Annotated in this window: 17 protein-coding genes and 2 pseudogenes; 12 read left to right on the forward strand and 7 right to left on the reverse strand. The window is 26.5% G+C overall.

Annotation, left to right across the window (positions count from 1 at the left end; all coding sequences use genetic code 11):
• The first annotated feature begins 138 nt into the window (after positions 1-138).
• The 3 genes from aspS (at position 139) to B0175_RS05245 (ending at position 6,452) form a co-directional block, all read left to right on the forward strand.
• Positions 139-1,908, forward strand: a complete 1,770-nt coding sequence (aspS, locus tag B0175_RS05235) for an aspartate--tRNA ligase (RefSeq protein WP_108527604.1) — start codon at positions 139-141, stop codon at positions 1,906-1,908.
• A gap of 140 nt (positions 1,909-2,048) precedes the next feature.
• Positions 2,049-4,634: a chemotaxis protein CheW gene (locus B0175_RS05240; RefSeq protein WP_108527605.1), complete on the forward strand. Its 2,586-nt coding sequence runs from the start codon at positions 2,049-2,051 to the stop codon at positions 4,632-4,634.
• Between the two features lie 60 nt (positions 4,635-4,694).
• Positions 4,695-6,452, forward strand: a complete 1,758-nt coding sequence (locus tag B0175_RS05245) for a YgiQ family radical SAM protein (RefSeq protein WP_108527606.1) — start codon at positions 4,695-4,697, stop codon at positions 6,450-6,452.
• A gap of 35 nt (positions 6,453-6,487) precedes the next feature.
• Here B0175_RS05245 and B0175_RS05250 read toward each other — a convergent pair whose 3' ends face one another.
• The gene (locus B0175_RS05250) at positions 6,488-7,129 is read right to left on the reverse strand and encodes an adenylate kinase (protein WP_108527607.1); all 642 of its coding nucleotides are present in this window, start codon (positions 7,127-7,129) and stop codon (positions 6,488-6,490) included.
• Positions 7,130-7,258: 129 nt separating this feature from the next.
• On the opposite strand from B0175_RS05250, the gene B0175_RS05255 reads away from it, so the two are divergent.
• The 5 genes from B0175_RS05255 to B0175_RS05275 all read left to right on the forward strand — a co-directional run bounded on the left by B0175_RS05255 (position 7,259) and on the right by B0175_RS05275 (position 11,880).
• Entirely contained in the window at positions 7,259-7,828 is a 570-nt protein-coding gene (locus B0175_RS05255) for an adenylate kinase (RefSeq protein ID WP_012012522.1), read from the forward strand.
• Positions 7,828-8,589 carry a competence/damage-inducible protein A gene (locus B0175_RS05260; RefSeq protein WP_108527608.1) on the forward strand — a complete coding sequence of 254 codons (762 nt, stop codon included), beginning with the start codon at positions 7,828-7,830 and terminating at the stop codon, positions 8,587-8,589. The genes B0175_RS05255 and B0175_RS05260 overlap by 1 nt, the downstream gene beginning before the upstream one ends.
• Positions 8,579-9,469: an AraC family transcriptional regulator gene (locus B0175_RS05265; protein WP_108527609.1), complete on the forward strand. Its 891-nt coding sequence runs from the start codon at positions 8,579-8,581 to the stop codon at positions 9,467-9,469. The genes B0175_RS05260 and B0175_RS05265 overlap by 11 nt, the downstream gene beginning before the upstream one ends.
• 102 nt (positions 9,470-9,571) lie before the next feature.
• A complete protein-coding gene (locus B0175_RS05270; protein WP_108527610.1) occupies positions 9,572-10,717 on the forward strand; it encodes an NAD(P)-dependent alcohol dehydrogenase in 1,146 nt (381 codons plus the stop codon).
• A 35-nt stretch (positions 10,718-10,752) separates the two neighbouring features.
• Complete coding sequence (locus tag B0175_RS05275) at positions 10,753-11,880, forward strand: iron-containing alcohol dehydrogenase (RefSeq protein ID WP_108527611.1); 1,128 nt, start codon at positions 10,753-10,755, stop codon at positions 11,878-11,880.
• A 45-nt stretch (positions 11,881-11,925) separates the two neighbouring features.
• Here B0175_RS05275 and B0175_RS05280 read toward each other — a convergent pair whose 3' ends face one another.
• From B0175_RS05280 to uvrC, 3 genes are all read right to left on the reverse strand, one after another.
• Complete coding sequence (locus B0175_RS05280) at positions 11,926-14,178, reverse strand: methyl-accepting chemotaxis protein (protein ID WP_108527612.1); 2,253 nt, start codon at positions 14,176-14,178, stop codon at positions 11,926-11,928.
• 124 nt (positions 14,179-14,302) lie between these two features.
• Positions 14,303-15,325 carry an alanine racemase gene (locus B0175_RS05285; RefSeq protein ID WP_108527613.1) on the reverse strand — a complete coding sequence of 341 codons (1,023 nt, stop codon included), beginning with the start codon at positions 15,323-15,325 and terminating at the stop codon, positions 14,303-14,305.
• A 2-nt stretch (positions 15,326-15,327) separates the two neighbouring features.
• Entirely contained in the window at positions 15,328-17,178 is a 1,851-nt protein-coding gene (uvrC, locus tag B0175_RS05290) for an excinuclease ABC subunit UvrC (RefSeq protein ID WP_108527614.1), read from the reverse strand.
• Positions 17,179-17,333: 155 nt separating this feature from the next.
• Between uvrC and B0175_RS05295 the strand changes: the two genes are divergently transcribed.
• From B0175_RS05295 to B0175_RS11385, 3 genes and pseudogenes are all read left to right on the forward strand, one after another.
• Positions 17,334-19,730, forward strand: coding sequence for a methyl-accepting chemotaxis protein (locus tag B0175_RS05295; protein WP_108527615.1), 2,397 nt, complete (start codon positions 17,334-17,336; stop codon positions 19,728-19,730).
• A gap of 291 nt (positions 19,731-20,021) precedes the next feature.
• A pseudogene (locus B0175_RS11380) lies at positions 20,022-20,501 on the forward strand (MCP four helix bundle domain-containing protein); the annotation flags it as partial.
• A 582-nt stretch (positions 20,502-21,083) separates the two neighbouring features.
• Positions 21,084-22,025 (forward strand): annotated as a pseudogene (locus tag B0175_RS11385) (methyl-accepting chemotaxis protein); the annotation flags it as partial.
• Between the two features lie 9 nt (positions 22,026-22,034).
• On the opposite strand, the gene B0175_RS05305 reads toward B0175_RS11385, so the two are convergent.
• On the reverse strand, positions 22,035-22,697 hold the full coding sequence (locus B0175_RS05305) for a response regulator transcription factor (RefSeq protein WP_108527617.1): 663 nt from the start codon (positions 22,695-22,697) through the stop codon (positions 22,035-22,037).
• 3 nt (positions 22,698-22,700) lie between these two features.
• A complete protein-coding gene (locus B0175_RS05310) occupies positions 22,701-23,759 on the reverse strand; it encodes a hybrid sensor histidine kinase/response regulator (RefSeq protein WP_108527618.1) in 1,059 nt (352 codons plus the stop codon).
• Between the two features lie 65 nt (positions 23,760-23,824).
• Here B0175_RS05310 and B0175_RS05315 point away from each other — a divergent pair, with 65 nt between their 5' ends.
• Complete coding sequence (locus tag B0175_RS05315) at positions 23,825-26,107, forward strand: response regulator (protein ID WP_108527619.1); 2,283 nt, start codon at positions 23,825-23,827, stop codon at positions 26,105-26,107.
• On the opposite strand, the gene B0175_RS05320 is transcribed toward B0175_RS05315, so the two are convergent.
• A complete protein-coding gene (locus tag B0175_RS05320; protein WP_108527620.1) occupies positions 26,095-26,517 on the reverse strand; it encodes an NUDIX domain-containing protein in 423 nt (140 codons plus the stop codon). The genes B0175_RS05315 and B0175_RS05320 overlap by 13 nt on opposite strands.
• Between the last annotated feature and the right edge of the window lie 31 nt (positions 26,518-26,548).

Below are 26,548 nucleotides of genomic sequence, written 5' to 3' on the forward strand. Positions count from 1 at the left end.
TTACATATAAAAAATATTCGTATTTTATAGAAAATGGATTTTAGCACTAATTTATTATTTTTTATACAAAAAACAAATCTTATTAATTTAAGTAGAAATTAGGTAAAATCGCGAATTATTTAGAAAAGGAAGTTGAAATTGAGAACACATTATTGTACAGATGTTACTGAAAAACTTATTGGTCAAACTGTTACTGTTGCTGGTTGGGTAAATAGTAGACGTGATCATGGTGGAATTATATTTATAGATTTAAGAGATAAAAGTGGATTAGTTCAATTAGTTGCCGATCCACAAGATTGTAAAGATGCTTTAGCTATTGCAGAAACTGTTAGAGATGAGTTTGTTTTAATAGCAACAGGAAAAGTGAGAGCAAGAGGAGAAGGATTAGAAAATCCAAATTTAATTACAGGGAAAATTGAAATAATTTTAGAAAATCTTGTAATTGAAAATAGATCAAAACCAATGCCTTTTGATATAAATGATGAAAAAGTAAATGATGAAATAAAATTAAGAAATAGATTTTTAGAACTAAGAAGTAAAAAATCATTTGATATTTTCCAATTAAGAAGTAAAGCAACTATTCAAGCAAGAAACACACTTGATGAATTAGGTTTTTTAGATGTTGAAACTCCAATTTTAACAAAATCTACTCCAGAAGGTGCAAGAGATTATTTAGTTCCTTCAAGAGTTCATGCTGGTGAATTTTATGCACTTCCTCAATCACCACAATTATTTAAACAACTTTTAATGGTTGCAGGATTTGATAAATACTTCCAAATAGCAAAATGTTTTAGAGATGAAGATTTAAGAGCAGATAGACAACCTGAGTTTACACAAATAGATGTTGAAATGTCATTTTGTAATCAAGAAGATGTTATAAAAGTTGCTGAAAAATTAATCTATGATATTTTTACAAAATGTGGGAAAAATATTCCTTCAACATTTAGAAGAATGAAATATAGTGAAGCTATGGAAAAATATGGGAGCGATAAACCAGATTTAAGATTTGATATGCCACTTGTTGATGTTATTGATATTTTTGCAAACTCAACAAATGAAATTTTTGCTGAAATTGCAAAAGATAAAAAGAATAATAGAATAAAAGCTTTAAAATGTAAAAATGGAGATAACATCTTCTCAAAAAGACAAATGAAAAGCTTTGAAGATTATGTAAGAAAATTTGGAGCTAAAGGTTTAGGTTATTTCCAAATGAAAGAAGATGGATTAAAAGGTCCATTAACTAAATTCTTTAGTGAAGCTGATTTAGAAGAGATTATCAAAGTTACAGAACTTGAAGTTGGTGATGTTGTATTCTTTGGGGCAGGTGCAAAAAAAGTAGTTTGGGATTATATGGGAAGATTTAGATTATTCCTAGCAAATGAAATGAATATTGTTCCAAAAGATGCTTATGAATTCTTATGGGTTGTTGATTTCCCAATGTTTGAAGTTGAAGATGGAAGAACAAAAGCACTTCACCATCCATTTACAATGCCAAATGTTGAAAAATATGATTTAGATAATATTGAAGATTTAGAAGAGATTGAATCAATCGCTTATGATATTGTTTTAAATGGAACAGAGCTTGGTGGTGGAAGTATCAGAATTCACAAAGAAGAGATTCAATCTAAAGTATTTAAATTAATGGGAATTAGCCAAGAAGAAGCAAAAGAGAAATTTGGATTCTTACTTGATGCACTTTCTTATGGTGCTCCAAGTCATGGTGGTTTTGCATTAGGATTAGATAGAATGATTATGCTTTTAGCTGGAACTGATTCAATCAGAGATGTAATTGCATTCCCTAAAACTCAAAAAGCTCAATGTTTACTAACTCAAGCTCCTTCAGCTGTTGATGAAGAACAATTAAAAGAGTTAAGTATAAGAATAAGAAAAACAGTAGTAGATAGCTAATTTTAGCTACTACTAAACCTTTTTTAAACTCCTAAAATCTCAAGAATTCTCCAAAAGTATATTTTATATACACTTGTATAAATAAAAAAATTAACCAAAGTTATATAATTTTCTATATTTAATAAGTATTAGGAAATTACATGTTAAGCGAAACCATAAGTTATAAAGGAATAACTATAAAAAGAGAGTTATATCCAATCATAAAATATATTGAAGATGTAGATAAATACAAAGATGAATTAGGAACTTTAAGTTCTTCTTGGGATATGTTAGCACTTTTAGGACAACTTGGAGATATAAATATAGATATTGGAAAAACAAAAGAAAATTTTTTAAATCTTACTTCAACTTTATTAAATCATTTAAGTTTTCAGCAAATAAAAAAAGTAACTCAAGAGATGAGATTTAAATCACAAGTTGCTATTGATGTATTAATAAGAAATTTATTTGAAAGAACAGCTGATATAGGATTTTTAGCAACTGATGATGATATTAGAACATTTTTAGAAAATTTTGTCTCAAAATATGATGAAAATAGTTTAGTTATAAAACAAGAAATTCAAAAAAAATTCAAAGAATATGTTTCAAAATACTCTATATATTATGATATTGTCTTATTTGATGTTCATGGAAAAATAGTTGTAAGATTAAATGAAGATGTGGATATTGAAAAAGTAGATACATCATTTATACAAAAAGTTTTAAATACAAGTGATGATTATATAGAAAGTTATAAATATCATGATTTTATACCTCAATATAAAAAATCATTAGTTTATTCATATAAAGTAACAAAATCAAATGATTTAGATAGTAAGAATTTGGGAGTTTTGGCTCTTTGCTTTAGATTTACAGATGAAATGAATGCAATTTTTGGAAATTTAGTAGATGTTAAAAATAAAGAGTGTTTAACAATACTAGATGAAGATGGTTATGTAATAGCAAGTAGCGACAAAGAACATATAAATTTAGGAGTAAAACTTCCTATAGTTTTAAATGAAAACTATAAAATAGTATCTTATGCAGGACGAGACTATATTGCTAAAACTTGTGAAACAAATGGTTATCAAGGGTTTTATGGGCTTAAATGGTATGGACATATTATGATACCTCTTGAATATGCTTTTTTAAGTGATGAACTTAATAGTTTAGTTGTTGATGAAAATATTATAAATTCTATGATGGAGAATGAACAACATTTTTCAAAAGAGTTAAAAGAAGTTTTTTATAATAGTAAAACAATTCAAGATAACTTAATAAGAGTTATTTGGAATGGTAATATTGTTCAAAGTAAATTAAACTCAACAAATAGAGAGTTTTCAAGAGCTTTATTAAATGAAATAGGTATTACAGGAAATAAAGCAAATTCTTCTTTGGACAATTTAAATCAAACTATTATCTCATCTATACTAAAAGATTGTGAATTTTTATCTTCACTTGCTATTGATATTATGGATAGAAATCTTTATGAAAGAGCAAATGATTGTAGATGGTGGGCTTTAAACTCTTATTTTAAAGAAGTTTTAGATGATTATTCAACAATAAGTGAAAAAAAACAAAATCTAAGTTCTACTTTGAAGTACATAAATGATTTATATACTGTATATTCAAATCTAATAATTTTTGATAAAAGTGGAAAAATTATTGCTGTTTCAAATGAAAAAGAGCAGTATCTTATTGGAAAGATTTTAACTCAAGATTGGGTAGAAAAAACTTTAACTTTAAAAGATACTTCAAAATATTGTGTTTCGAAATTTGAAAAAACAAATCTTTATGAAAATGAATCAACTTATATCTATTGTAGTGCGATACGTTCTTTTAAAAATGATAATGGTGTTGTAGGAGGAATTGCTATTATTTTTGATTCTTCAGTACAGTTTTATACGATGCTTGATGAGATTTTACCAAAAGATATTTATGGAAATAAACAAAAAGGAGTTTATGCTTTTTTCACTGATAAAAATAAACAAATCATTGCTACAACAAGTACAAACTTTGAAGTAAATTCATATTTGGATATTGATGACTCATTTTTTAATTTAAGAAATGGTCAAAATTTAAGTCGTATTATAGAGTTTCGTGGAAATTATTATGCTGTTGGAGTAAAATGTTCAAATGGTTACAGAGAGTATAAAAGTGCAGTTGATGATTATAAAAATGATGTTTTATCTTTTGTATTTATACTTATTGGAAAAGCAAATTCAAATGTTATTTTATCTCACTCAAAAACAAAATTTTTAACTTCTCAAAAAAGAGAATTTACAGGAGAAACTATTGAATTAGCAACTTTTTATTTAGGTAAAAGATTGCTTGCAGTAAATTCAAAAAATGTAATAGAATCTATTGGAATAGAAGAACTTCAAGAATCAATAGAAATAGATAAAAAAAATCATTTCAAAGGAATGGTTTTACATAAAAATAAACTAATTTCTGTTTTAGATATAAGAGATTTTGTAAATGAAGAGATAGAAGATGAAACTCTTAAAAATATAATATTAGTAGAATATGATAGAGATAATGTTGAACATTGTGTAGGACTTTTGGTATCAACGCTTGAAACTATTTGTACAGTTGAAGAAAAATCAATCCAACATATTCAAAGTCACTTTTTAGGAAGTGGAACTTTGGTTGAAAGTCTTGTTGAAATAAAAGATAGCGAAGAGTCGAAAATCGCAATGCTTTTAAATATTAAAAAGTTAGATGATAACTTTACAAAAAGGGTTTAAATCATATCATAAAATCTATTTGGGTATTATATTAGTAATATATATTTAAAAAGAAGATAGATGAGTAAATTAAATAAATTTTTACCTACAACAAAAGAAGAGATGAAACAACGAGGTTGGGATGAACTTGATGTTGTTTTAATAACAGGTGATGCTTATATAGATTCACCTTTTATGGGAATTGCTGTTGTTGGAAGAATTTTAGAAGATATTGGACTTCGTGTAGGTATTATTGGGCAACCAGATGTTAATAGTGATGTAGATGTAAAACGACTTGGTGAACCTAAACTTTTTTGGGGAGTAAGTGGTGGAAGTATAGATTCTATGGTTTCAAACTATACTGCAAGTAAAAAATTTAGAAATGATGATGATTATACTCCTGGTGGAAAAAACAATAAAAGACCTGATCGTGCAACTTTAGTTTATACAAATCTTATAAGAAGATATTTTAAAAATACAGTTCCAATAGTTTTAGGTGGAATTGAAGCTTCCTTGAGAAGACTTACTCACTATGATTATTGGTCAAATAGTCTTAGAAAACCAATTTTATTTGATTCAAAAGCTGATTATATGGTTTATGGTATGGCAGAACAAGCTATTATTGATTTAGGAACATATTTAAAAGAAGGAAAAGATGTACGAACAATAGCAGGGCTTTGTTATATCTCAAAAGAGCCTAAAGATGATTATATTCAAATTCCTTCTCATAAAGAGTGTTTAACAAATAAAGAAAAATATATAGACCTTTTTAGAACTTTTTATGATAATAATGACCCAATATATTCAAAAGGACTTTGCCAAGAAGTTGATGGAAGATATTTAATCCAAAATCCACCAAGCCGCCATATGGAAGAAGAGGAAATGGATAAAATAGCATCTTTTCCATATCAAAGAGATGCTCATCCTTATCATGCAAAAGATGGAAAAGTTAAATGCTTAGAAACTATTAAATTTTCAATTATGACTCATCATGGATGTTGGGGAGAGTGTAACTTTTGTGCAATTGCAGCTCATCAAGGAAGAACTATACGAACACGAAGTGAACAAAATATTTTAGCAGAAGCAAAACATTTTGTCAGCATGAAAGATTTCAAAGGAATTATTTCAGATGTTGGTGGACCAACAGCTAATATGTACGGATATGAGTGTAAGAAAAAAATAAATCTTGGAACTTGTATTGATAATAAAAGATGTGTTGATGCGCATAGACTTTGCCGAACTATGAAAGTTGACCATAGTAGAAATATACAACTTTTAAAAGATATTAGAAAAGTTCCAGGAATTAAAAAGGCCTTTGTAGCTTCAGGTGTTAGATATGATTTGATAACTGCTGATAAAAACCATGGAAAAGAGTATTTAAAAGAGATGATAGATCATCATATCTCAGGGCAGATGAAAGTAGCACCAGAACACACAAATGATGAGGTTTTACATCATATGGGAAAACCAGGAAAACAAACACTGATTGATTTTAAAAAAATGTATGATGATTTAAATAAAGAGAGTGGTAAAAAACAGTATTTAACTTATTATTTAATTGCAGCACATCCAGGCTGTGAAGAGAAACATATGCACGAGTTAAAACAGTTTACGACTCATGAACTTAAAATGAATCCAGAACAAGCACAAATCTTTACACCAACTCCTGGAACTTACTCTGCTGTTATGTATTACACAGAACTTGATCCATTTACAAAGAAAAAAATATTTGTAGAAAAAGACCCAAGAAGAAAAGAGAGACAAAAAGAGATTGTAATTGCAAAAAAACAATTTGCGGGGAATAATAAAAAAAGTTTTAGCTCTGGAATGCAAGGATAAAAAGGGATAAACTCCCTTTTTAATAAAGAAATAGTTTACGCTAATGCGTTAAACATATCAGCTGTAACTTCTGAAACATCTTTTGTTCCATCAAGTTCCATAAATACACCCATTTTTTTATAAAAATCAATAAGTGGTGCAGTTTGTGTATGATATGCATCAAGTCTGCTAATAACAGTTTGCGCATTATCATCTTTTCTGATGATTAATTCCCCACCACAATAATCACATACATTTTCTTCTTTTGATGGATTAAATTCTACATGGAAAGATGCTCCACATTTAGAACATACTCTTCTTCCTGTAATTCTTCCAACGATTAATTCATCAGGAACATTTAAAGAGATTACTTTATCAAGAGAAATTTTCATAGATGACATTAATTCGCTTAAAGCAACTGCCTGTGCTAAAGTTCTTGGAAATCCATCAAGAATAAAACCATTTTTACAGTCAGATTCTGCAAGTCTATCTTTAATAATTCCAATAATTGTCGAATCTGGAACTAACTGTCCAGCATCCATAAATTTTTTTGCTTCCATTCCCATATCTGTTTTATCTGCAATAGCAGCTCTTAAAATATCACCTGTTGAGATTTGAGGAATATTATATTTTTCGATTAAGAACTTTGCTTGAGTTCCTTTACCAGCTCCTGGTGCTCCAAATAGCATTAAATTCATAGTTTACTTTCCTTACTTTTTCGTGTATTGTATAGAAAAAGCTTTTAATAACAGATAAGGTTTTCATACTACACCAAGAATTTAAATGATTTTTGATACAATTGTACCTCGAAAATTCAAAGGGAATATATGAAAAAATTGTTTTTAATTATTGGAGCTCCTGGTTCTGGTAAAACTACCGATGCAGAATTAATTGCTTCAAAATATACTAATGTAACTCACTATTCAACTGGAGATATGTTTAGAGCTGAAGTAGCTAGCGGAAGCCAAAGAGGTCAAATAATTGATACTTATATAAAAGCTGGAAATATAGTACCAATTGATATTGCAATTGAAACTATTCTAATGGCTATTAAAAATGCACCAACAGATATTATTGTTATTGATGGATACCCAAGAAGTATTGAACAAATGTTGGAATTAGATAAATATTTAGAAAAAGAAGATGCAGTAAAATTACTAAATTGTATAGAAGTTGAAGTATCTGAAGAAGTAGCAAGAGATAGGGTTCTTGGTCGTTCAAGAGGTGCTGATGATAATATTGAAGTATTTAATAATAGAATGAAAGTTTATAAAGAGCCTTTAGAGCAGATAAAAGAGTTTTATTCAAAAAGAGGTTTATTAAAAATAATAAATGGTGAAGGTACTATAAAAGAGATTGTTGATGAAATGGATACATTTATACAATCGAGAATCTAATGATAAATAAAAAAATCAATTTTTATTCTGTAATCATTGGAACTGAACTTTTAAATGGGCGTCGAAAAGATGCTCATTTTCCTTTTTTAAATGCACAACTTTTAGAACGTGCTTGGGAACACAAAGCTTCTTTTGTGATTGAAGATGACCCTGAACTTATGTTAAATATTTTTAATCTTATAAAATCAGATCCAAATTCTGTGATGTTTTGTTTTGGAGGAATTGGTGCGACACCTGATGATTATACAAGACAAATTGCATCACAAGCTTTTACAAGTGGGAAAATGGAATTTCACGAAGAAGCAAAAACAAATATAATAAATCAATTTAAAGATGATGCTTATCCTCATCGAGTAAATATGGCATATTTACCAATAAATGCAAAACTTCTTAAAAATGTAGTAAATAATGTAGCTGGATTTTATTTAGAAGATAGATTTTTTTTCACACCAGGTTTTCCATCTATGAGTCAAGCTATGGTTATTGAAGCTTTGAATAAACTATATCCTAAATCACAAAATAAATATAGAAAAGTTATGACTATAAACTCAACTGAAAATGATTTAATAGATACTATGAAAAAAATACCAAAAGAACTTGATTTCTCATCATTACCAAAGTTTATTGGAAATGAAAGAAAAGTTGTTATTTCACTTGCTGGATATGATGAAGTTCAAGTAGATATTTATTTTCAGCTATTTATAGATTTTTGTATTGAACACCAAAAAGAGTATATACTGGAAGATATTCATGAGTTTTGAGAAACAAAGATTTGAATTAATTGAATTTATAAAATCAAAATATAATTTTTATGGAGATATAACATCTGAAATATCTAATTTAGATTTTTATATATCAAAATCTAAACATATTTCTCAATCGCATATTATGTATGAACCATCAATTTGTGTTATTTTACAAGGAAAAAAAGCAGTTGGTTTTGGAAATGAGTTATATATTTATGATAAAAATAAATATCTTATTGCTTCAACTCATCTTCCTGCAACTGTTAAAATTTTAGAAGCTTCAAAAGATGAACCACATATTTCATTTAAAATTAAATTTACATTAGAGGATATTTTTGAAGTTTTAAAAAATATAAATAATCTAAATTTTAAAAATAAATCAGAAAAAGGGCTTTTTTTTGGTGAGCAAAATGAAAGATTATATGATGCTATTTATAGGCTTCTAAAACTTTTAGATAAACCAAAAGAAGATATAAACTATCCTTCATCACTTATTATAAAAGAGATTTTGTATATTCTCATGAATGATAAAGCTGGATATTTTTTGAGTAAATTTGCTATGGAAAATTCTATTTCAAATAAAATAGTAAAGGTTATAGAATATATAAAAGAAAACTATGCAAAAAAACTAAATATAAAAGAATTAGCTTCTATATTTGATATTAGTGAATCGTCTTTGTATCAAAATTTTAAAAGTATTACACAAATTACACCAATTCAGTTTCAAAAAAATCTTAGACTTCAAGAATCAAAAAGACTATTTTCTTTACAAAATATTGATGTCTTAGAAGTTGCTATTTTAGTAGGATATGAAAGTGCTAGTCAATTTAGCAAAGATTATTCTAAAATGTATGGAATGACTCCAAAAAAACACTCAATTTTTCTAAAAAGTTAAAATTTGTAGAATTTAGCACTTTTTTTAGAGAATTTTTCTATTATAAATTTGAAAAATTCTTTATAATAATCTCTGTGCTTTTATAAAGAATGGAGAACTAAAATGGAAGAAAATAATAAATCAAGAAGAGAATTTTTAAAAAAATCAGCTTTAGTTAGTACAGCTTTATTTTTTGCAGTAAATCCTACAAATTCTTTCTCTTTTCAAAAAAATAGTAATATAAAATCTCGTGGTTATGCAGCATTTGATGAGACTGGTATATTAAAACCTTGGACTTTTCAAAGAAGAGCAGTTGGTGATAATGATATTTTAATAGATATAAAATATGCAAGCATTTGCCACTCTGATATTCATCAAATTAAAGGTGATTGGGGGAAACAACAATATCCTCAAGTTCCTGGACATGAAATAGTTGGAATTGTGAGTGCTATTGGTAAAGATGTAAAAAATTTTAAACTTGGAGATAGAGTAGGTGTTGGTTGCATGGTTGATGGTAGTTGTAGGAATAATGAAGAACAATATTGTGAAGATACACTTTTTACTTATGGTTTTTCATCTATCAAAGAGCCAACAGGAATTACACAAGGTGGATATTCAAATAATATTGTTGTAAATAGTCATTTTGCAGTTCATATTCCTAATAACATTAGTTTTGAAAATGCTGCTCCACTTTTATGTGCAGGAGTTACAACCTACTCACCATTAGTACAAGATAATATTAAAAGTGGAATGAAAGTTGGAGTTGCTGGAATTGGTGGGCTTGGACATATGGCTGTAAAATTAGCAGTTTCAAAAGGTGCTGAAGTTTATGCTTTTACAACTTCAGAAGATAAAATAGAAGATATTAAAAGTTTTGGTACAAAAGAGGTTATAGTTGTAGATACTTTAGACAAATTAGATGATTATTATCAAAAACTTGACTATATGATTTCAACTATTCCTGCACAATTTGATGTAGGAGCATATAGTTCTACAATCAAACCTTATGGAACATTCGTGCAAGTTGGAATGCCAAAAGGATTTGAATTAACTTTAAATAATCTTTCTTTTGCATCAAATAGAGTAAATTATAGAGCTTCACTTATTGGTGGAATGAAAGATACACAAGATGTAGTAAATTATTGTGCAACAAACAAAATTTTACCAAAAATTGAGATAATAAAAGCAGAACAAATAAATGAAGCTTGGCAAAAAGTTTTAGATAAAAAAGCTAGATATAGATATGTTATTGATGCTTTAACATTTTAGAAAATATAGATAAAATTATAATAAAGGAATAAATTATGGAAAATTTTAGTTTTTATAATCCAACAAAAATTGAGTTTGGAAAAGATAAAGAAAAAAACATTGGAAAATATCTTAGTGCATATAATATAAAAAAAGTTTTATTAGTTTATGGAAGTCAAAGAGTGAAAAAAGATGGGCTTTTTGATAGTGTGACAAATAGTTTAAAAGAAAATAGTATTGAGTTTATAGAGTTTGGTGGGGTTATTAGTAATCCAATTTTAGGAACAATCCAAGATGCTATAAAAATTGCAAAAAAAGAAAATATTGAAGCTGTTTTAAGTGTTGGAGGAGGTTCTGTACTTGATAGTTCAAAAACAATAGCAGTTGGAACTTTATATGATGGCGATGTTTGGGATTTCTTTTGTGGTAAAAATGCAATAGAAAATGCTTTACCTATTTTTGATATTATAACTTTAGCCGCAACTGGAAGTGAAATGAATGGATATGCAGTTGTTACAAATGAAAAAACAAAACAAAAGTTATCTATTTGGTCTTCATGTATTTATCCAAAAGTGTCAATTATCAATCCAGAACTTCAAAAAAGTGTTTCAAAAGAGTATTTAGTTTATTCTGCTTCTGATATTATCGCCCATAGTATTGAAGGATATTTTACTGCAAAAGTTCAACCCACTTATATGAGCAGAGTTGTTGAATCTATCATAAAAACAGTTATTGAAACAACAGAAATTTTAATAGAAAATAAAGATGATTATAGTGCAAGAGGAGAGTTTGCTTGGGCAGCTACAAATGCTTTAAATGGTACAACAACAGTTGGAACAAAAGATTTTTCTTTTCCAAATCATTTAATAGAACACTCTTTATCAGCACTTTATAATGTTCCTCATGGAGCAGGGCTTTCTGTTGTAATGCCAGCTTGGATGAAATGGTATTATAAACAAAATGAAGCTCAATTTATAAGATTTGCAAAAGAAGTTTTTGGTAAAAATAGTGCATTAGAAGGAATAGAAGCTTTAGAAAATTGGTTTAATAAAATAGGAACACCAACAAGATTAAATCAATTTAATTTGTCAAAAGAGAACATTTCTGAAATTATAGAAAACTTATCAAATCAACAAGAGTTTACAAAAGAAGAATTAAAAGAGATATTATCTAATATGATTTAAAAAGATTTGAATGGATTTTAAAATCCATTCAAATTTAGTAGTTATTTAGCTTTTTTCAGCAAATTTTTTTTCGTTTGTTTTGCTTACAATTAGTTTAGCTATATTATCTGTTGAAGTGGCTATTTCATGAGTTTGTGAAGCAATAGATGCATTTTGTTGAGTTTGACCATCTAATTGATTTATAGCATTATTTATTTGTTCTATTCCTAAAAGTTGTTCTCTTGAAGAATTCTCAATATCAGAAATTAATTTAGTAGAATTAGAAATATTTTCATTTAACTTTTTATAACCAGTTATCATATTATTTGCAATATCTTTACCTAAATTTGTTTTTAAAGTGGCATTTTCTACTATTGTTTTTATCTCTCTTGCAGCTTCTGCACTTCTACTTGCTAGATTTCTTACTTCTCCCGCAACTACTGCAAATCCTTTTCCTGCTTCTCCTGCAGTTGCTGCTTCAACAGCAGCATTAAGTGAAAGAATATTTGTTTGAAATGCAATATTATCAATAACAGAGATAGCCTCATTTATCGCTGTTACTTGAGTATTTATATCTTCCATTGCATTTGTAGTTTGATTTGCTAATTTTTCACCTTCTACTGCAGAATTTGTCAACTCTTTTGAGTATTGTGTCATTTTTGAAACATTTTGTGTATTATTTCTAATATTAGAAGTAATTTGTTCTAAAGAAGCTGCTGTTTGCTCTAAAGAAGCTGCTGCTTCATTTGAACTTATATTTAATTTATCAACATTTGATAATAAAACATTTGAACTTTTATCAAGTTGTAAACCTATAGATTTATTTTCAATTAGCATTTCAGTTATTGAATCTCCTAAAGTATTTACTCCTGTTGCTAGTTTTAATAAATGTTCTTTTAAGTCTTTTGTTGAAATTTTATTTAAGTAATTGTAGTGAGCGTACTCTTCTAATATATGTAAAACATTATCAATATTTGATTCAAGAGTATTTGCCATATTATTTAAAACATTTTTTAGTTGCATTAAAGCTGGGTTTGAAACTTCAATATTTAATCTCTGGCATAAATCACCTTGCTCAAACTCTCCTAATACAGCAATTGTTTCATTTATAAGTTTTCGATCTTCATCAATAGATTTTTCTATTTTTTCTATATTTTCATTTATCTGTTTAGCAATAACTCCAAATTCGTCTTCTGAATCAATATTGATTTTTTCAACATGAGTTATTTCTCTATTTAAGTATTGGAAAAAAGATAATAAACCATCTTTTATTTTTTTAAGTGATTTTAGAGAAGTTTTCATAGTTATAAAAATCGATAAAGAGATTATGAATACAGTGATAATAGATAAAGTTATTATTAATAGCATAATCTTATTTGCATCTTCAAATATTTCACTTGAATTAACTCCACCAACTAAAAGCCAATGCCACTCTTCAAAGTTTTCAAAAACTACAAATTTTTCACCTTCATTCCAAAGATAAGTCAATTCTCCATTTTTATTTTTTAACATCTCTTTTATAATAAATAAACCATTTTTGTCCGATATTTCTAATCCTGAAGTATCTTTTAGTTTTGGATGAACAATAAAATTACCATATTTTGGATCATTTTCATTCGAATTTATAATGTAGTAATAACCAGTCTTTCCAATAACTTTGCTACTTATTGTTTCTGTTAAGTTAGCTAAATCTTTACTGATATCAGAACCAATAAATGCTATTGCAATAACTTCTCCATCTTGTTTTATAGGAATGTATTTTGTCATATAATTTTTTCCAAACAAAATAGCTTTACCTAAATACGTCTCTCCTTGTAATACTTTTTTATATCCAGGATGATTAATATCTAGTTTTGTACCAATAGCTCTATTTCCATCTTCTTTTTTTAAACTAGTTGAAACTCTTATAAAATCATCACCTTTTCTTACAAAAATAGTTGCAACTGAACCTTTTGTCATTTGTGTGAATTTATCAACAAGTTCAAAATTAAGGTTTAAAACTTTGCCATTTATTGATAAAACAGGTGTTTGTAAATCTCCAACTTTTATGTTTTGAGATTTATCTATTTTTATTCCATCAAGCATATCTAAAAATATATTGCCTATTGTATCTGTACCTGTTTTTGCTACTTTATTGAATGTATTGATATTTTCAACTAATAAAGATATCTCTTTATGTACTGTATTTTCAGTATTTTTTTTCATTACTTCAAAAGTATTATTTGATACTAAAAAAGTTAGAATCCCCATAGAAACAACAATAGAAATAATTGATACAAAAATTACTTTTGCAATTACTGATTTTTTTAGAAAATCCATGCTAGACCTTATTTGAATTTGATTTAGTTAATTTTTACTTACAATTATAGTCAATTTTAATTAAATTAATAAATATTAGTAATATATAAAATATAAATTTGGGAAAATTATAAAAAAGAAATTATTATATAATCTCTTTTTCTATATTTGAATTTAAAGTAGTTGTTATTTCATAAGTAATTGTATCGTGAATTTTTGCTAGCTCTCTTACATCATCAAAAATACAAACTTTTTCATCATCTGTATTTAAAGATAAGTTATCCATAGATACTCTTCCTAAAACTCTATATCCTTTTGGTGTTGTGTAAGATTTTCTTTCGTTTAATCTTAAAAAGCCATCTCCATAACCTACATCATAAGTTGAAACTAGCATATCTTCAGTTGCTGTAAATGTTCCACCATATCCAACACTTTGTCCTTTTTCTAAAATTCTAGTAGATAACCTATTTGCCCAAAGTGACATAACTGGTTTTAATTCTGGAAAATTAAAAACATCAGCATTATCTAAATAACCATAAGTTGCAATTCCAACTCTCGTAAAATCTTCATCAAAATTTTCTGTTCTAAAAAGTGCTGCAGAGTTACAAGAATGGAAAGCTGGAATAGGTAATAAAAGTTTTTCACATATACTTTTTATACTCTTTTTCACAAGAGAAAAATTCTCTTTTTGCCAGAAAAAATCTGTTGATAGTTCATCAGCTCCCCTATGGTGGGTAAATACACCAGTCACATTGATTTTTCTTTTAGAAAGCCCTGAAATTGCCTCTTCTAAGTTATCAATAGAGATTCCATTTCGGTGCATTCCTGTATCAACTTTTATATGAACATTACTATTTTGTGGTAGTTTATCAATATCTTCTAAGCTATTTAGTGCGATGTGAAAAGTATGTGAATAAGTGTGAAATGATTTTTCTGCCAATACTAAAATATAGTCAAAAATTTTTTCAATTTTTAGTGCGTCATCTATTGTTCTAACTACTGCTTTTTTTATTCCAAATTCTTTTGCTAAAGTTGCAATTTCTACAAGTCCATGTCCATAAGCATTATCTTTTAAAACAACTGCAACTTTTTCTTTTGAGCCAGCTTTTTTTGAAATAATATCTAGATTGTAAAATAGATTTTCTTTATTTAATAAAATTTTTGCCAAAATTAATCCTTAAAGTTAGTAAAATAGTCTGAAATTGTATTTGCATCTTTTTCATTTAAAACGGTTTTTAATTCATTTAATGATGCTTTTCTAATTTTTTCAAATTCTCCAAAATATAAAAGAAGCTTTTTAATTTTTGCTTCACCAATACCTTTGATTTGTAATAAAGAGATTTGCTTATCTTGCGCTCTTTTTTGCTTTTTATGAAATGTTATTGCAAATCTATGAGCTTCATCCCTTTGTTTTTGAACGAATTGTAGTCTTTTATCACTTGTTTGTAAATTAAAATTTTTAAATTCACCAGCTATATTTTTGTAGTGAATTATATCTTTTGCTGCACCCTTTGCTCTATGTGCTTTTGCATCTAGTTTTTCTTTTGCAATTGCAATTATATCAAGATTTACACCAACTGATTGCACTATGTCATATGCTAGTTTTAAAAGCGTTTCTCCACCATCAATAATCCATAAATCAGGAGCAGGATTTTTTTCAAAACTCTCAACTCTTCTTATTAACATCTCTCTCATTTGTGAGTATTCATCTTTTGATTCAAGGTTGTAATGCCTAAAAGCTTTTTTATCAAAAGAGTTTAATGTTTCATTCCAAACTATCATAGCTCCAACAGTTGCTTGTCCCATCATATGAGAGTTATCAAAACTTTCTATTATATATGGGAGAGTTTGTAAGTTGAATAACTCTTTTAAATCTTCATAAATAGAAGTTTGATTTTTCGATGATTCAAGTCTTAGAAGCTCTTCGCAGTTATTAAAAGCAATCTGAACAATATCTTTTTTCTTATCTTTTTTTGGATTTATAATTTTTATTTTTTTATTAAATCTCGTATATAAAAACTCTTCTATTTCTGTTATTTCTTCAAGTTCATGTCCAAGTAATATCTCTTTTGGTAAAAGAGGAATTTCATTGTCATAATAGTTTATAATAGCTCTTTTATAAGCCTCTTCATAGTCAAAATCAAACTCTTGTGTAAAATTATCAATCTTTAAAAAATCATGACTCGATGAGGTTAATTTTCCATCTCTTAAAAACATTCTTACAATTACAGCTTTTTTATTATTTGTAGTAATTGCAAAAACATCTATATCTTCATTTGTAGCTAAATCTATTCCAGTTTTTATTTGTGATTTTTCTATTGTTTTTATTCTATCTCTTAAAGTCATTGCTTCTTCAAATCTAAAATCATTTGAATATTGAAGCATTTTTTCATTTAGTTTTGAAATTAGCTTTGTTTTATTATATATGTATTTTAAAGCATTTTCTATAATCTTTGCATACTCTTCTTTTGAGATTTTATTTTCACAAGGTGCAAAGCATTTTTGAATTTGATGAAATAGACAAGCTTTTTTACCTTTTACACAAGATTTTTTTTGAACTAATGGAACAATCTCATAAATACTATCAAGCATATCCCTTGCACCTGTTGAATACGGTCCAAAATATTTTATATTTTTGCTTTTTTGTATTTTTCTTGTTATTTCAAGTCTTGGAAAATCATCATTGTAATCAATAAAAATATATGGATAAGTCTTATCATCACGAAGTAAAATATTGTATTTTGGTTTTAATTGTTTGATTAAAGAGTTTTCTAGAATTAAAGCATCATGTTCATTTGGTACAACAATCCACTCACAACTTTCAACTTCACTAATCATTTTATAAATTCTTGGACTTAATTTATCAGCAGGTAATAGTTTTGGAGTAAATTTGAAATAAGATTTAACTCTATTTTTAAGTACTTTTGCTTTTCCTATATAAAGTAAATGTCCATCTTTATCAAAGTATTGATAAACTCCTGAATCATTTGGAAGTTGTTGTAGTTTCTCTTGTAAATTCATTTTGGGATTGTATCAAAAAAGCATTAAATTATAAAATAGTATATTTAAAGAACAAAAAATAAATGTATATAATAAAAATTAATATATAATTATTTTGTAATCCAAATAAAATATAATACTTTTATGTTTTATGAAATTAGGTAGAGGAAAATAAAATGAAAAAATTAAATTTTGGAACTAAACTACTGTTAATTTTAGTTTCAATTACGGCAATTTCTTTAAGTTTGATGGTATATATAATATCTTCAAATGCTTTTGAATCTTTAAAAAATCAATCAGAAGAATATGTTAATGAAATGGCTAGAAGTAATGCTTTAGAAATAAGAAATACGCTTGATAAAGCTATTGTTATTTCAAATACTATTGCAAATAGATATGAAAGTGCTATTGAACATAATGAAAAACTTTCAAAAGAGGGGACAGTAAAATATTTAAAAGATTTACTAAATCAAAATAAATTTTTATTAGGTGCTTGGTTCACTTTTGAAGATGGCACGATGTTTTATTCAAAAAATGATGGTTCAGATAAAACAAATTACTATACAAAAGATGGAGTATTTCAACCTTATGTCGTGAGAAATAGTGATGGTACTTTTACTATTGAAGCTTCAAATGATTTTAGCTTAGAATCAGAATGGATAAATAAACCATATAAAAATAAACAGGTATCTATAACAGAACCATATAATTATCAAATTGATGGGAAAAATGTACTTTTAACAACAGTTTCTTCTCCTGTATATTATAAAGGAAAATTTATAGGAGCTGTTGGAGTAGATTTCTCATTAGCATTTTTTAATCAAAAAATAGGTGAAATTAAACTTTTTGAAAATGGATATGGAGCACTATTTGATAATTATGGAAAAGTTGTAGCTCATCCAAAAGAAGAAAATGTAGGTAAATATATAAAAGATTTAACAAAAAATGAAGATATTTTAAATGCAATTGAAAAAGGTAAAAATGGTGAAAAAAATTCATATTTTGCTAAAAATCTAAAAACAGGAACAGATTCTTATAACTATGTATATCCAATTGAATTTGGAGATACAAAAAATTATTGGGTATTTATAGCAACTGCACCAAAAGATGAATATTTACAAGAAGCTTTCTTTATTGAGTATTTCTCTATTATTGCTGGTATAGTTGTTTTATCAATAATTATTGTTGTGATATTAATTAGTATGAGAATATTAAATAAAAATCTAACGATAATAAAAAATGGTCTTTTAGGATTTTTCTCTTTCTTGAATAAAGAAGAGAAAAAAGCTCATCTAATAGAAATAGATTCAGAAGATGAGTTTGGAGAAATGGCAAAAGTGATAAACGAAAACATCAAAAAAACTGAAAGTTTGATACTTCAAGATAATATATTAATTGATGATGTAAAAAGAGTAGTTGATGAGGTGAAAATTGGTTATTTAAATAAGAAAATAGAAAAAACTACACAAAATGAAAGTTTAGAAGAATTAAAAAACAATTTTAATGATATGTTAGAAATTACTAAACAAAATGTCTGTATCGATATAAACAAAGTTACGGCAGTATTAGATAGATTTGGAAAACTTGACTTTAGAGCAAAAATAGAAAATGATAATGGAAAAGTTTCACTTGGTATAAATAAGCTTGCAACAATTATTAATGAAATGCTAAAAGAGAATAAATCAAATGGATTAACATTAGATAAAAGCTCAAATGTATTGTTAGCAAATGTAGATAAATTAAACCTAAGCTCGAATGAAGCAGCAGCATCTTTAGAAGAAACTGCAGCAGCATTAGAAGAAGTAACTTCAAATGTAAGAAATAATACACAAAATATAGCACAAATGGCAAAACTGTCAAGTGAAGTAACAGCTTCAGCTAATCAAGGTGAAAAATTAGCAAATGAAACAACAGTTGCTATGGATGAAATAAATAATCAAGTAAACTTGATTAATGAAGCAATAGGTGTAATAGATAATATAGCATTCCAAACAAATATTCTTTCTCTTAATGCAGCAGTTGAAGCAGCAACGGCAGGTGAAGCAGGGAAAGGATTTGCAGTAGTTGCAGGAGAAGTGCGAAACCTAGCATCAAGAAGTGCAGAAGCAGCAAGAGAAATAAAAACAATAGTAGAAAATGCAACAAGTAAAGCAAATCAAGGGAAAAGTATCGCAACAAATATGATAGAAGGATATAAAGAGTTAAATCAAAATATCTCTCAAACAATAAGCTTGATAAGTGATATACAAAACGCAAGTAAAGAACAATTGCTAGGAATTGAACAAATAAATGATGCAGTAACACTATTAGATAGACAAACACAACAAAACGCAATGATAGCAAGTCAAACACATGATGTAGCATTGATAACAGATGAGATATCAAAACTAATAGTAAGTGATGCAGACTCAAAAGAGTTTGAAGGTAAAAATGAAGTAAAAGCGAAAGATATAAACGTAGGAACAAATAATAGACAAATACATGAAGTAGAGAAGAAAAAAGTAACAGCAACAAAAAAAGAGACAAATATAACTTCTTCTAAATCTAATGATAATGAGTGGGAAAGCTTTTAGGCTTTCTCTTTTCACTTTCTTAAAACTCTTTTTAATATTAATTTTTAATTTTTCCTCTGATTCCTCAGATTTCACTATGAGTTAACTTACATTCTAATATTATAGTTGCATAATGTATTTAATAAATTACTAAAAATTTGTAATGATAAAGTTATTTTAAATCTTAATTCTAAGAAATATTATTAATAAAAGAACTCTATTAAATCCTTGTTTTATAGCATTTAAATAGCATCGTATAAAATGAGGTTTTTTGTTATATAATTATAAATATACCAGTTAATAGGAGAGAAAATGAGCATAAAAAATAAAATAATAGGTGCATTTTTAATATTAATAGTTGTTTCAATAATGAGTAGTATATTAGTTTCTTTTAATATAAAAGATATTAATGATAACACAGATGCTTTAGCAGAAAAAGATTTTACAGGTATTACACTATTATTAGAAGCAGATAGGGACTCTTATCAATCAAATTTGGCTTTGAGTCAAATCATGAATTTAAAAGATAATCAACAAATTGAAAAGCTAATAACAAAAGGTGTAGAAGACAATTTATCACAAATTAGACAAAGATTTGATAAATTTAAAGGTTTTTTGAAAGATGAATTATCTTCTAAATCAAAAGAATTTGATGATTTTGATAAATACTATAATCTAACAAAAAGTAATACTCAAACATTACTTAATTTAGTAAAAGATGGAAAAATAGAGGAAGCAAGAGCATTTTATTTTTCAACATACTCAAAAGATTATGAATCTATGAGAGATATAATAGATTTCTTTAGTGATGAAGCTTATAAAGTTGTTGAGAAAAATAAAATTGAAGTTGAGTCACTAATATCTTCATCTTTAAAAACTTTTGTAATTATAACAATAATAACAATATTAATAACACTATTTTTCTCATATGCAATTAGTAAAACATTTAATAATTCAATTAAAAAATTACAAAGTGGTTTACTTGAATTTTTCAACTTTTTGAATAAAGAGACAAAAAGTGCTTCATTATTAGATACTTCTTCAAAAGATGAAATAGCTCAAATTTCAGAAGTAATAAATAAAAATATAATAAAAACGGAAAAGCTAATAATTGAAGATGAAAAATTAATTGAAGATGTAAAAGCTGTTGTGAGTGCAGTAAATGATGGTAAATTTACTAAACGAATAGAAAAATCAACTGAAAATCAAAATCTTGAAGAGTTAAAAAATATTTTTAATGAAATGTTGGAAAGTACAAAAAATAGTGTAGCAAAAGATATAAATGAAGTGCTAAGAGTTTTAGATAATTTTGCAAAACTAGACTTTAAAGAAAGAATTCAAGACAATGGAAAAGTTGCAGTTGGTATAAATAATCTAGTAGAAACAATAACACAAATGTTAGTTGAAAATAAATCAAACGGATTAACATTAGAAGAGAGTTCAACTATACTTTTATCTAGCGTTGATAAGTTAAACCTAAGCTCAAATGAAGCAGCAGCTTCTTTAGAAGAAACAGCAGCAGCTTTAGAAGAAGTAACTTCAAATATTAGAAATAATACTCAAAATATAGCACAAATGGCAAAACTATCAAGTGAAGTAACAGCTTCGGCAAATCAAGGTGAGAAATTAGCAAATGAAACAACAGTTGCAATGGATGAGATAAATAATCAAGTTCATCTAATAAATGATTCTATTTCAGTAATAGACCAAATAGCATTTCAAACAAATATTCTTTCTCTTAACGCTGCTGTTGAAGCGGCAACTGCTGGAGAAGCTGGAAAAGGATTTGCAGTTGTTGCACAAGAGGTACGAAATTTAGCAAGTAGAAGTGCTGAAGCTGCAAAAGAGATAAAAGCAATAGTAGAAAATGCTACAAGTAAAGCAAATCAAGGGAAACAAATAGCTACAAATATGATAGATGGATATAAAGAGTTAAATCAAAATATCTCTCAAACAATAAATTTAATCTCAGATATAGAGATGTCAAGTAAAGAACAATTACAAGGAATTGAGCAAATAAATGATGCAGTAACACAATTAGATAGACAAACACAACAAAATGCAGCAGCAGCAAATCAAACAAATGATGTTGCAGTAATAACGGATGAAATAGCAAAACTAATTGTTTCAAGTGCAGATGAAAAAGAGTTTCTAGGAAAACATGAAGTTAAAGCAAAAAAGATAAATTCAAATAAGGAGAATTTTATTACAACTAAAAAATCAAATTCAGAAATAATAGAAAAAAATGAAGTATCAAAAAAAGATACAAAAGTAGTATCCGTAAAAACAAATAATGATGAGTGGGAAAGCTTTTAAGCTCTCTTCTCATTGAATAAGTTTATAGCCAATTCCTCTTAAATTTAAAATCATTCCATTTTTTAGTTTCTTTTTTAGTTTATGTACGATTGTTCGCATACTAACACTTTCCATCTCTTTACTATCCCAAACATATTCGTGAATCATTTCATTTGTAACAGTGTTGTTTATGTTTTTTACTAAAAGAGTTAAAAGAAGTTTTTCTTTATTTGTTAGTTCTATTTCAAAGTTTGATTTATGTAGCGTTTGCTCCATCAAATTAAATGAAAAGTCATAACCTAAATCTACTATAAAATCGCTGTTTTCATCTTTTTTTATGTGACTTAGGTGATATTGTATTCGTAAAAATAGCTCTTCAAAATCAAAAGGTTTTTTTATATAATCATTACAACCTAAAGTGTAAGATTTTTTGATATTTTCTATATCAATTTCTGCACTTATCATAATAATTGGAACATTTAAATCATTATTTCTAATAAATTCTAAAACCTTATGTCCATCAAATCCTAAAACATTTAAATCTAAGATATATAAGTCATATTTACTATTTGTGATTAATTCTATTGCTTTATATCCATCTGTAAAACTATCCACATAAAAACCTCGATTTTGTAAAGATTGTTTTATGATTTTATTTAAAGCAAAATCATCTTCAAGTAAAAATATTTTCATAAATTAATCTCCTTTTATAACTCTGTTTTGTGGAAAAATATATTTAAAAACAGTGTTATTATTTTCTGAATTTAACTCTATTTTTATCTCATTTTTGTCACAAATCTCTTTTACAATACTAAGTCCTAATCCTAAACCAATATTTTTATCTTTTTGTTGATAATAAGCTTGAAAAACGGCTTTTGTATCAGTTATTCCTATTCCTTCATCTTTTATTGAAAGGATATAGTTTTCATCTTCTTTATCTAAAGTTATCTCTATCGTTGAATTTTCAAAAGAGTATTTAATTGCATTTGAAATTGTATTATCAATAACCCTTTCAAGTTCGTAACTATCCATAAAAATATCAAACTCTTTATAAATATCCAAAGCTATATCAATATTTTTTATATTCGCCATTTCATCAAAAAAAGCAACTCTTGAAGATAAAAATCTAACTAAATTTATACTTTTTTCTTCTATTGTTCTTTTCTCTTTTTTTGTTAAATAATACAAATCATTGTAAATAGAAGAAAGGGATTTTGATGAAGCTTTTATAGCTTCAAATTGCTCTTTATATCCTAAAGTTGATTCTAAATTATCTATGTTTAAACCAATGATACTCAAAGGTGTATTCATTTCATGGATTATTTTTTTTAGAAAAAAATCTTGAACTTCAAGTAGTTTTGAAATAGTGTTTTTACTTTCAAATATTTTTAATTGAGTTTTAACCCTTGCAATAACTTCTTCCTTTTCAAATGGTTTAGTTATATAATCCACTCCACCTTCATTTAGAGCTTTTACTTTACTTTGTGTATCATCTAAAGCACTAATAAATATGATAGGAATATCTTTTAAAGTTCCATCATTTTTTAGTATTTTACATACTTCAAAACCATCAAGAGTTGGCATTTTTATATCTAAAAGGATTAAATCAGGTGGATTGAGTTTTGAAGAGTTTATAGCAAAAGTTGCATCAGTTGTTGCTCGTATTAAAAAATCTTTATCTTTTAAAATATTATTTAAGTAGTGTAAATTTTCACTTTTGTCATCTATTATTAGTATTGTATATTTTTTATTCATAAGTTTCATTTCTCATAATCATAAGCTTTGTTAAGATTATAAAAAAAAACTCTTTAGGATTTTGTTTGAAATTAAAAAAACTTTTTATGTTACTGTTTATTTTTAATACAGTTTTATTTATTGGTGTTGCAGTTGTGATAAATAAATATCAAAATTCTACCGTTGTACTCGAAAAAGCTTATAATATGCAGTATAAATCTTTAATTCTAGCAGATGAATTAAGACAAAGTAGTGATGATTTAACACGAATGGCACGAACTTATGTAATAACAGCAAATCCTATGTTTGAAGAACAATACAAAACAGTTTTAGCTATACGAAATGGTGAGTTACCAAGACCTAAAAGATATAATGGAATTTTTTGGGATTTTTTATCAATTGATGGAAGTATTCCACAGTTAGATGGAGAAAAAATACCTCTTCGTGAGTTGATGAAAAATGCAAATTTCCCAGAATCAGAATTAAATATGCTTTTTACTTCTCAAAATGAATCAGATGATTTAACAAAACTTGAACATAAAGCTATGAATGCAATGAAAGGCATTTTTTTAGATAAAGATGGAAATTATACTATAAAAGATAAACCAGATTTTGCACTTGCAAGAGAACTGATGCACTCAAAAGATTATCATGAAGCAAAAATAAGAATTATGGAGCCTTTGGATAATTTTTATAAAGCTTTTGAAAAAAGAACTAAGCAAAAAGTTGATGAAGCAAGATTTACGGTACAAAAGTTAGAATTTTATGTAAATTCAATAGTTTTATTTTCAATAATTTTATTTTTAATGTCATTTTTTATAATTTTATTTAGAATTGTTTATCCATTAGATTTATTAAGAAAGGTGATGTTGAAACTTTCAAAAAATAATATGAATATTGATATAGAAGATAGTAAATTTGATGACGAAATAGGTGATATGATAGGAGCTGTTGAAATTTTTAAAAAAAATACTCAAAATCTAATAACAAGTGAACACAAAATAAAAGTAGCTATGCAAGAAGCAAAAAATGCAAATAAAGCAAAATCTATTTTTCTAGCAAGAATGAGTCATGAGTTAAGGACTCCACTGAACGCAATTTTAGGATTTACAAATATTCTACAAAAATCTATAAAAACAACTCTTGAAAAAGAAAACTTAAATATTATAAAAAGAAGTGCAGAACATCTTTTAAATATTATAAATGAGATTTTAGAAATTTCAAAAATTGAAGCAGGAAAAATGGAACTAAATCCAAAAAATTTTAATTTCTTTGATTTAATAAAAGAGATAGAAGAACTTTTTGCTTTTAGATGTTCAAATAAAAATTTAGATTTTAAAATTGAGATAAAAAATATTCCCAAATATATTAATGCTGATGAACAAAGATTAAAACAGATTCTTATAAATCTTTTAGGGAATTCTTTAAAATTTACAAAAAAAGGCTTTGTTTCTCTTTGTATATATGAATTGAAAAATAAACTTTTTTTTGAAGTAAAAGATAGTGGAATAGGAATATCAAAAAAGTATCAAGAAAAGATTTTTAAACCTTTTGAACAAATAAAAAAAGATAACTATACAGTTGAAGGAACAGGATTAGGACTTTCTATTACAAAAGAGTTAATAAACTTAATGGGTGGAGATATTTATCTAAAAAGTAAAGTTGATGTTGGAAGCGAGTTTTATTTTAGTATAAATTATAATAAATCAAATCAAAATGAAATACAGAATATTGCTTTAAAAAATATTGTTGGAATAGAAAATCAGAATTTTCTAAAAACAGTTTTAATAGTTGATGACATAAAAGAAAATAGAGAACTTATGGTTCAACTTTTAAATTTTTATGGGATAAAAACTGTACAAGCAAGTAGTGGATTTCAGGCTTTGCAAATTTTTGAAAAAGAGAAGCTTGATTTGATTTTTATGGATATTCTGATGGAAGGAATGGATGGAAAAGAAACAATATTAAATATTAGAAAGATAAAAGAAGGTAAAAATATTCCAATTATTGCATTATCAGCCAATGTGTTTATAGAAGACAAAAATGATGTATTAAATAGTGGTGCAAATGATTTTTTAGCAAAGCCAGTAGAAGAAAAAGAAATTTTTTTAATACTTCAAAAATATTTAAATATTGAACTTCTTTATGAAAATAAAATAAATACAGAGAAAATAGATATAGAAAAAGAGTTAGAAAATATTCCTAAAGAGTTTTTCAAGAAATTAAAAGAAAAAGCTTTTTTGATGGATAATGATGGAATTTTGAATTTGATAAAAGATTATAATCTATCTCAAGAATTTGAAATTTATGTAAATAGTTTGATAAATGAATTTAAATATCAGGAGTTAATAGATTTTTATAAAGAATAAAAATCCTTTTCCAAAAAATCCATAATAATTTGTTTATGATCAAAAACTAACTTATCAAGAGGTATTTCGTCTTTTTTATAAATATAAACTTCTTTTGCATCATCTTGTGCAAGAGGTTTTCCATAAGCTTTACAAACATAAACAATAGATGCTGTGTGAAATCTTTCATCTCTTGCGGGGTCTGAATAAACTCCAAGAAGTGATTCAATAGTAATATCAAGTGAAGTTTCTTCTTTCATCTCTCTTATTACTGCATTTTCAACTGTTTCACCAATATCCACAAATCCCCCAGGAATTGCAATACCTAAAGGTCTATTTAATCGCTCAATCAAAACTATTCCTTGAAAATTTTCATTTTCATCATATAATTTTATTATTCCATCAACTGCTAAGAATGGTGTTTTTATCATTTGTTTTCCTTTTTTAAAATATTAAACTTAA

It is taken from the genome of Arcobacter lacus (assembly GCF_003063295.1).
Classification (GTDB): Bacteria; Campylobacterota; Campylobacteria; order Campylobacterales; family Arcobacteraceae; genus Aliarcobacter; species Aliarcobacter lacus.

Excerpts from the sequence above, each read along its gene's own strand:
- B0175_RS05305 (WP_108527617.1), bottom strand. The coding sequence starts at position 22,697 with ATGAAAATATTTTTACTTGAAGATGATTTTGCTTTAAATAAAATCATA.
- B0175_RS05295 (WP_108527615.1), top strand. The coding sequence starts at position 17,334 with ATGAAAAAATTAAATTTTGGAACTAAACTACTGTTAATTTTAGTTTCA.
- B0175_RS05265 (WP_108527609.1), top strand. The coding sequence starts at position 8,579 with ATGAGTTTTGAGAAACAAAGATTTGAATTAATTGAATTTATAAAATCA.
- B0175_RS05280 (WP_108527612.1), bottom strand. The coding sequence starts at position 14,178 with ATGGATTTTCTAAAAAAATCAGTAATTGCAAAAGTAATTTTTGTATCA.
- B0175_RS05245 (WP_108527606.1), top strand. The coding sequence starts at position 4,695 with ATGAGTAAATTAAATAAATTTTTACCTACAACAAAAGAAGAGATGAAA.
- B0175_RS05255 (WP_012012522.1), top strand. The coding sequence starts at position 7,259 with ATGAAAAAATTGTTTTTAATTATTGGAGCTCCTGGTTCTGGTAAAACT.
- B0175_RS05320 (WP_108527620.1), bottom strand. The coding sequence starts at position 26,517 with ATGATAAAAACACCATTCTTAGCAGTTGATGGAATAATAAAATTATAT.
- B0175_RS05275 (WP_108527611.1), top strand. The coding sequence starts at position 10,753 with ATGGAAAATTTTAGTTTTTATAATCCAACAAAAATTGAGTTTGGAAAA.
- B0175_RS05240 (WP_108527605.1), top strand. The coding sequence starts at position 2,049 with ATGTTAAGCGAAACCATAAGTTATAAAGGAATAACTATAAAAAGAGAG.
- B0175_RS05250 (WP_108527607.1), bottom strand. The coding sequence starts at position 7,129 with ATGAATTTAATGCTATTTGGAGCACCAGGAGCTGGTAAAGGAACTCAA.
- B0175_RS05270 (WP_108527610.1), top strand. The coding sequence starts at position 9,572 with ATGGAAGAAAATAATAAATCAAGAAGAGAATTTTTAAAAAAATCAGCT.
- uvrC (WP_108527614.1), bottom strand. The coding sequence starts at position 17,178 with ATGAATTTACAAGAGAAACTACAACAACTTCCAAATGATTCAGGAGTT.
- B0175_RS05310 (WP_108527618.1), bottom strand. The coding sequence starts at position 23,759 with ATGAATAAAAAATATACAATACTAATAATAGATGACAAAAGTGAAAAT.
- B0175_RS05260 (WP_108527608.1), top strand. The coding sequence starts at position 7,828 with ATGATAAATAAAAAAATCAATTTTTATTCTGTAATCATTGGAACTGAA.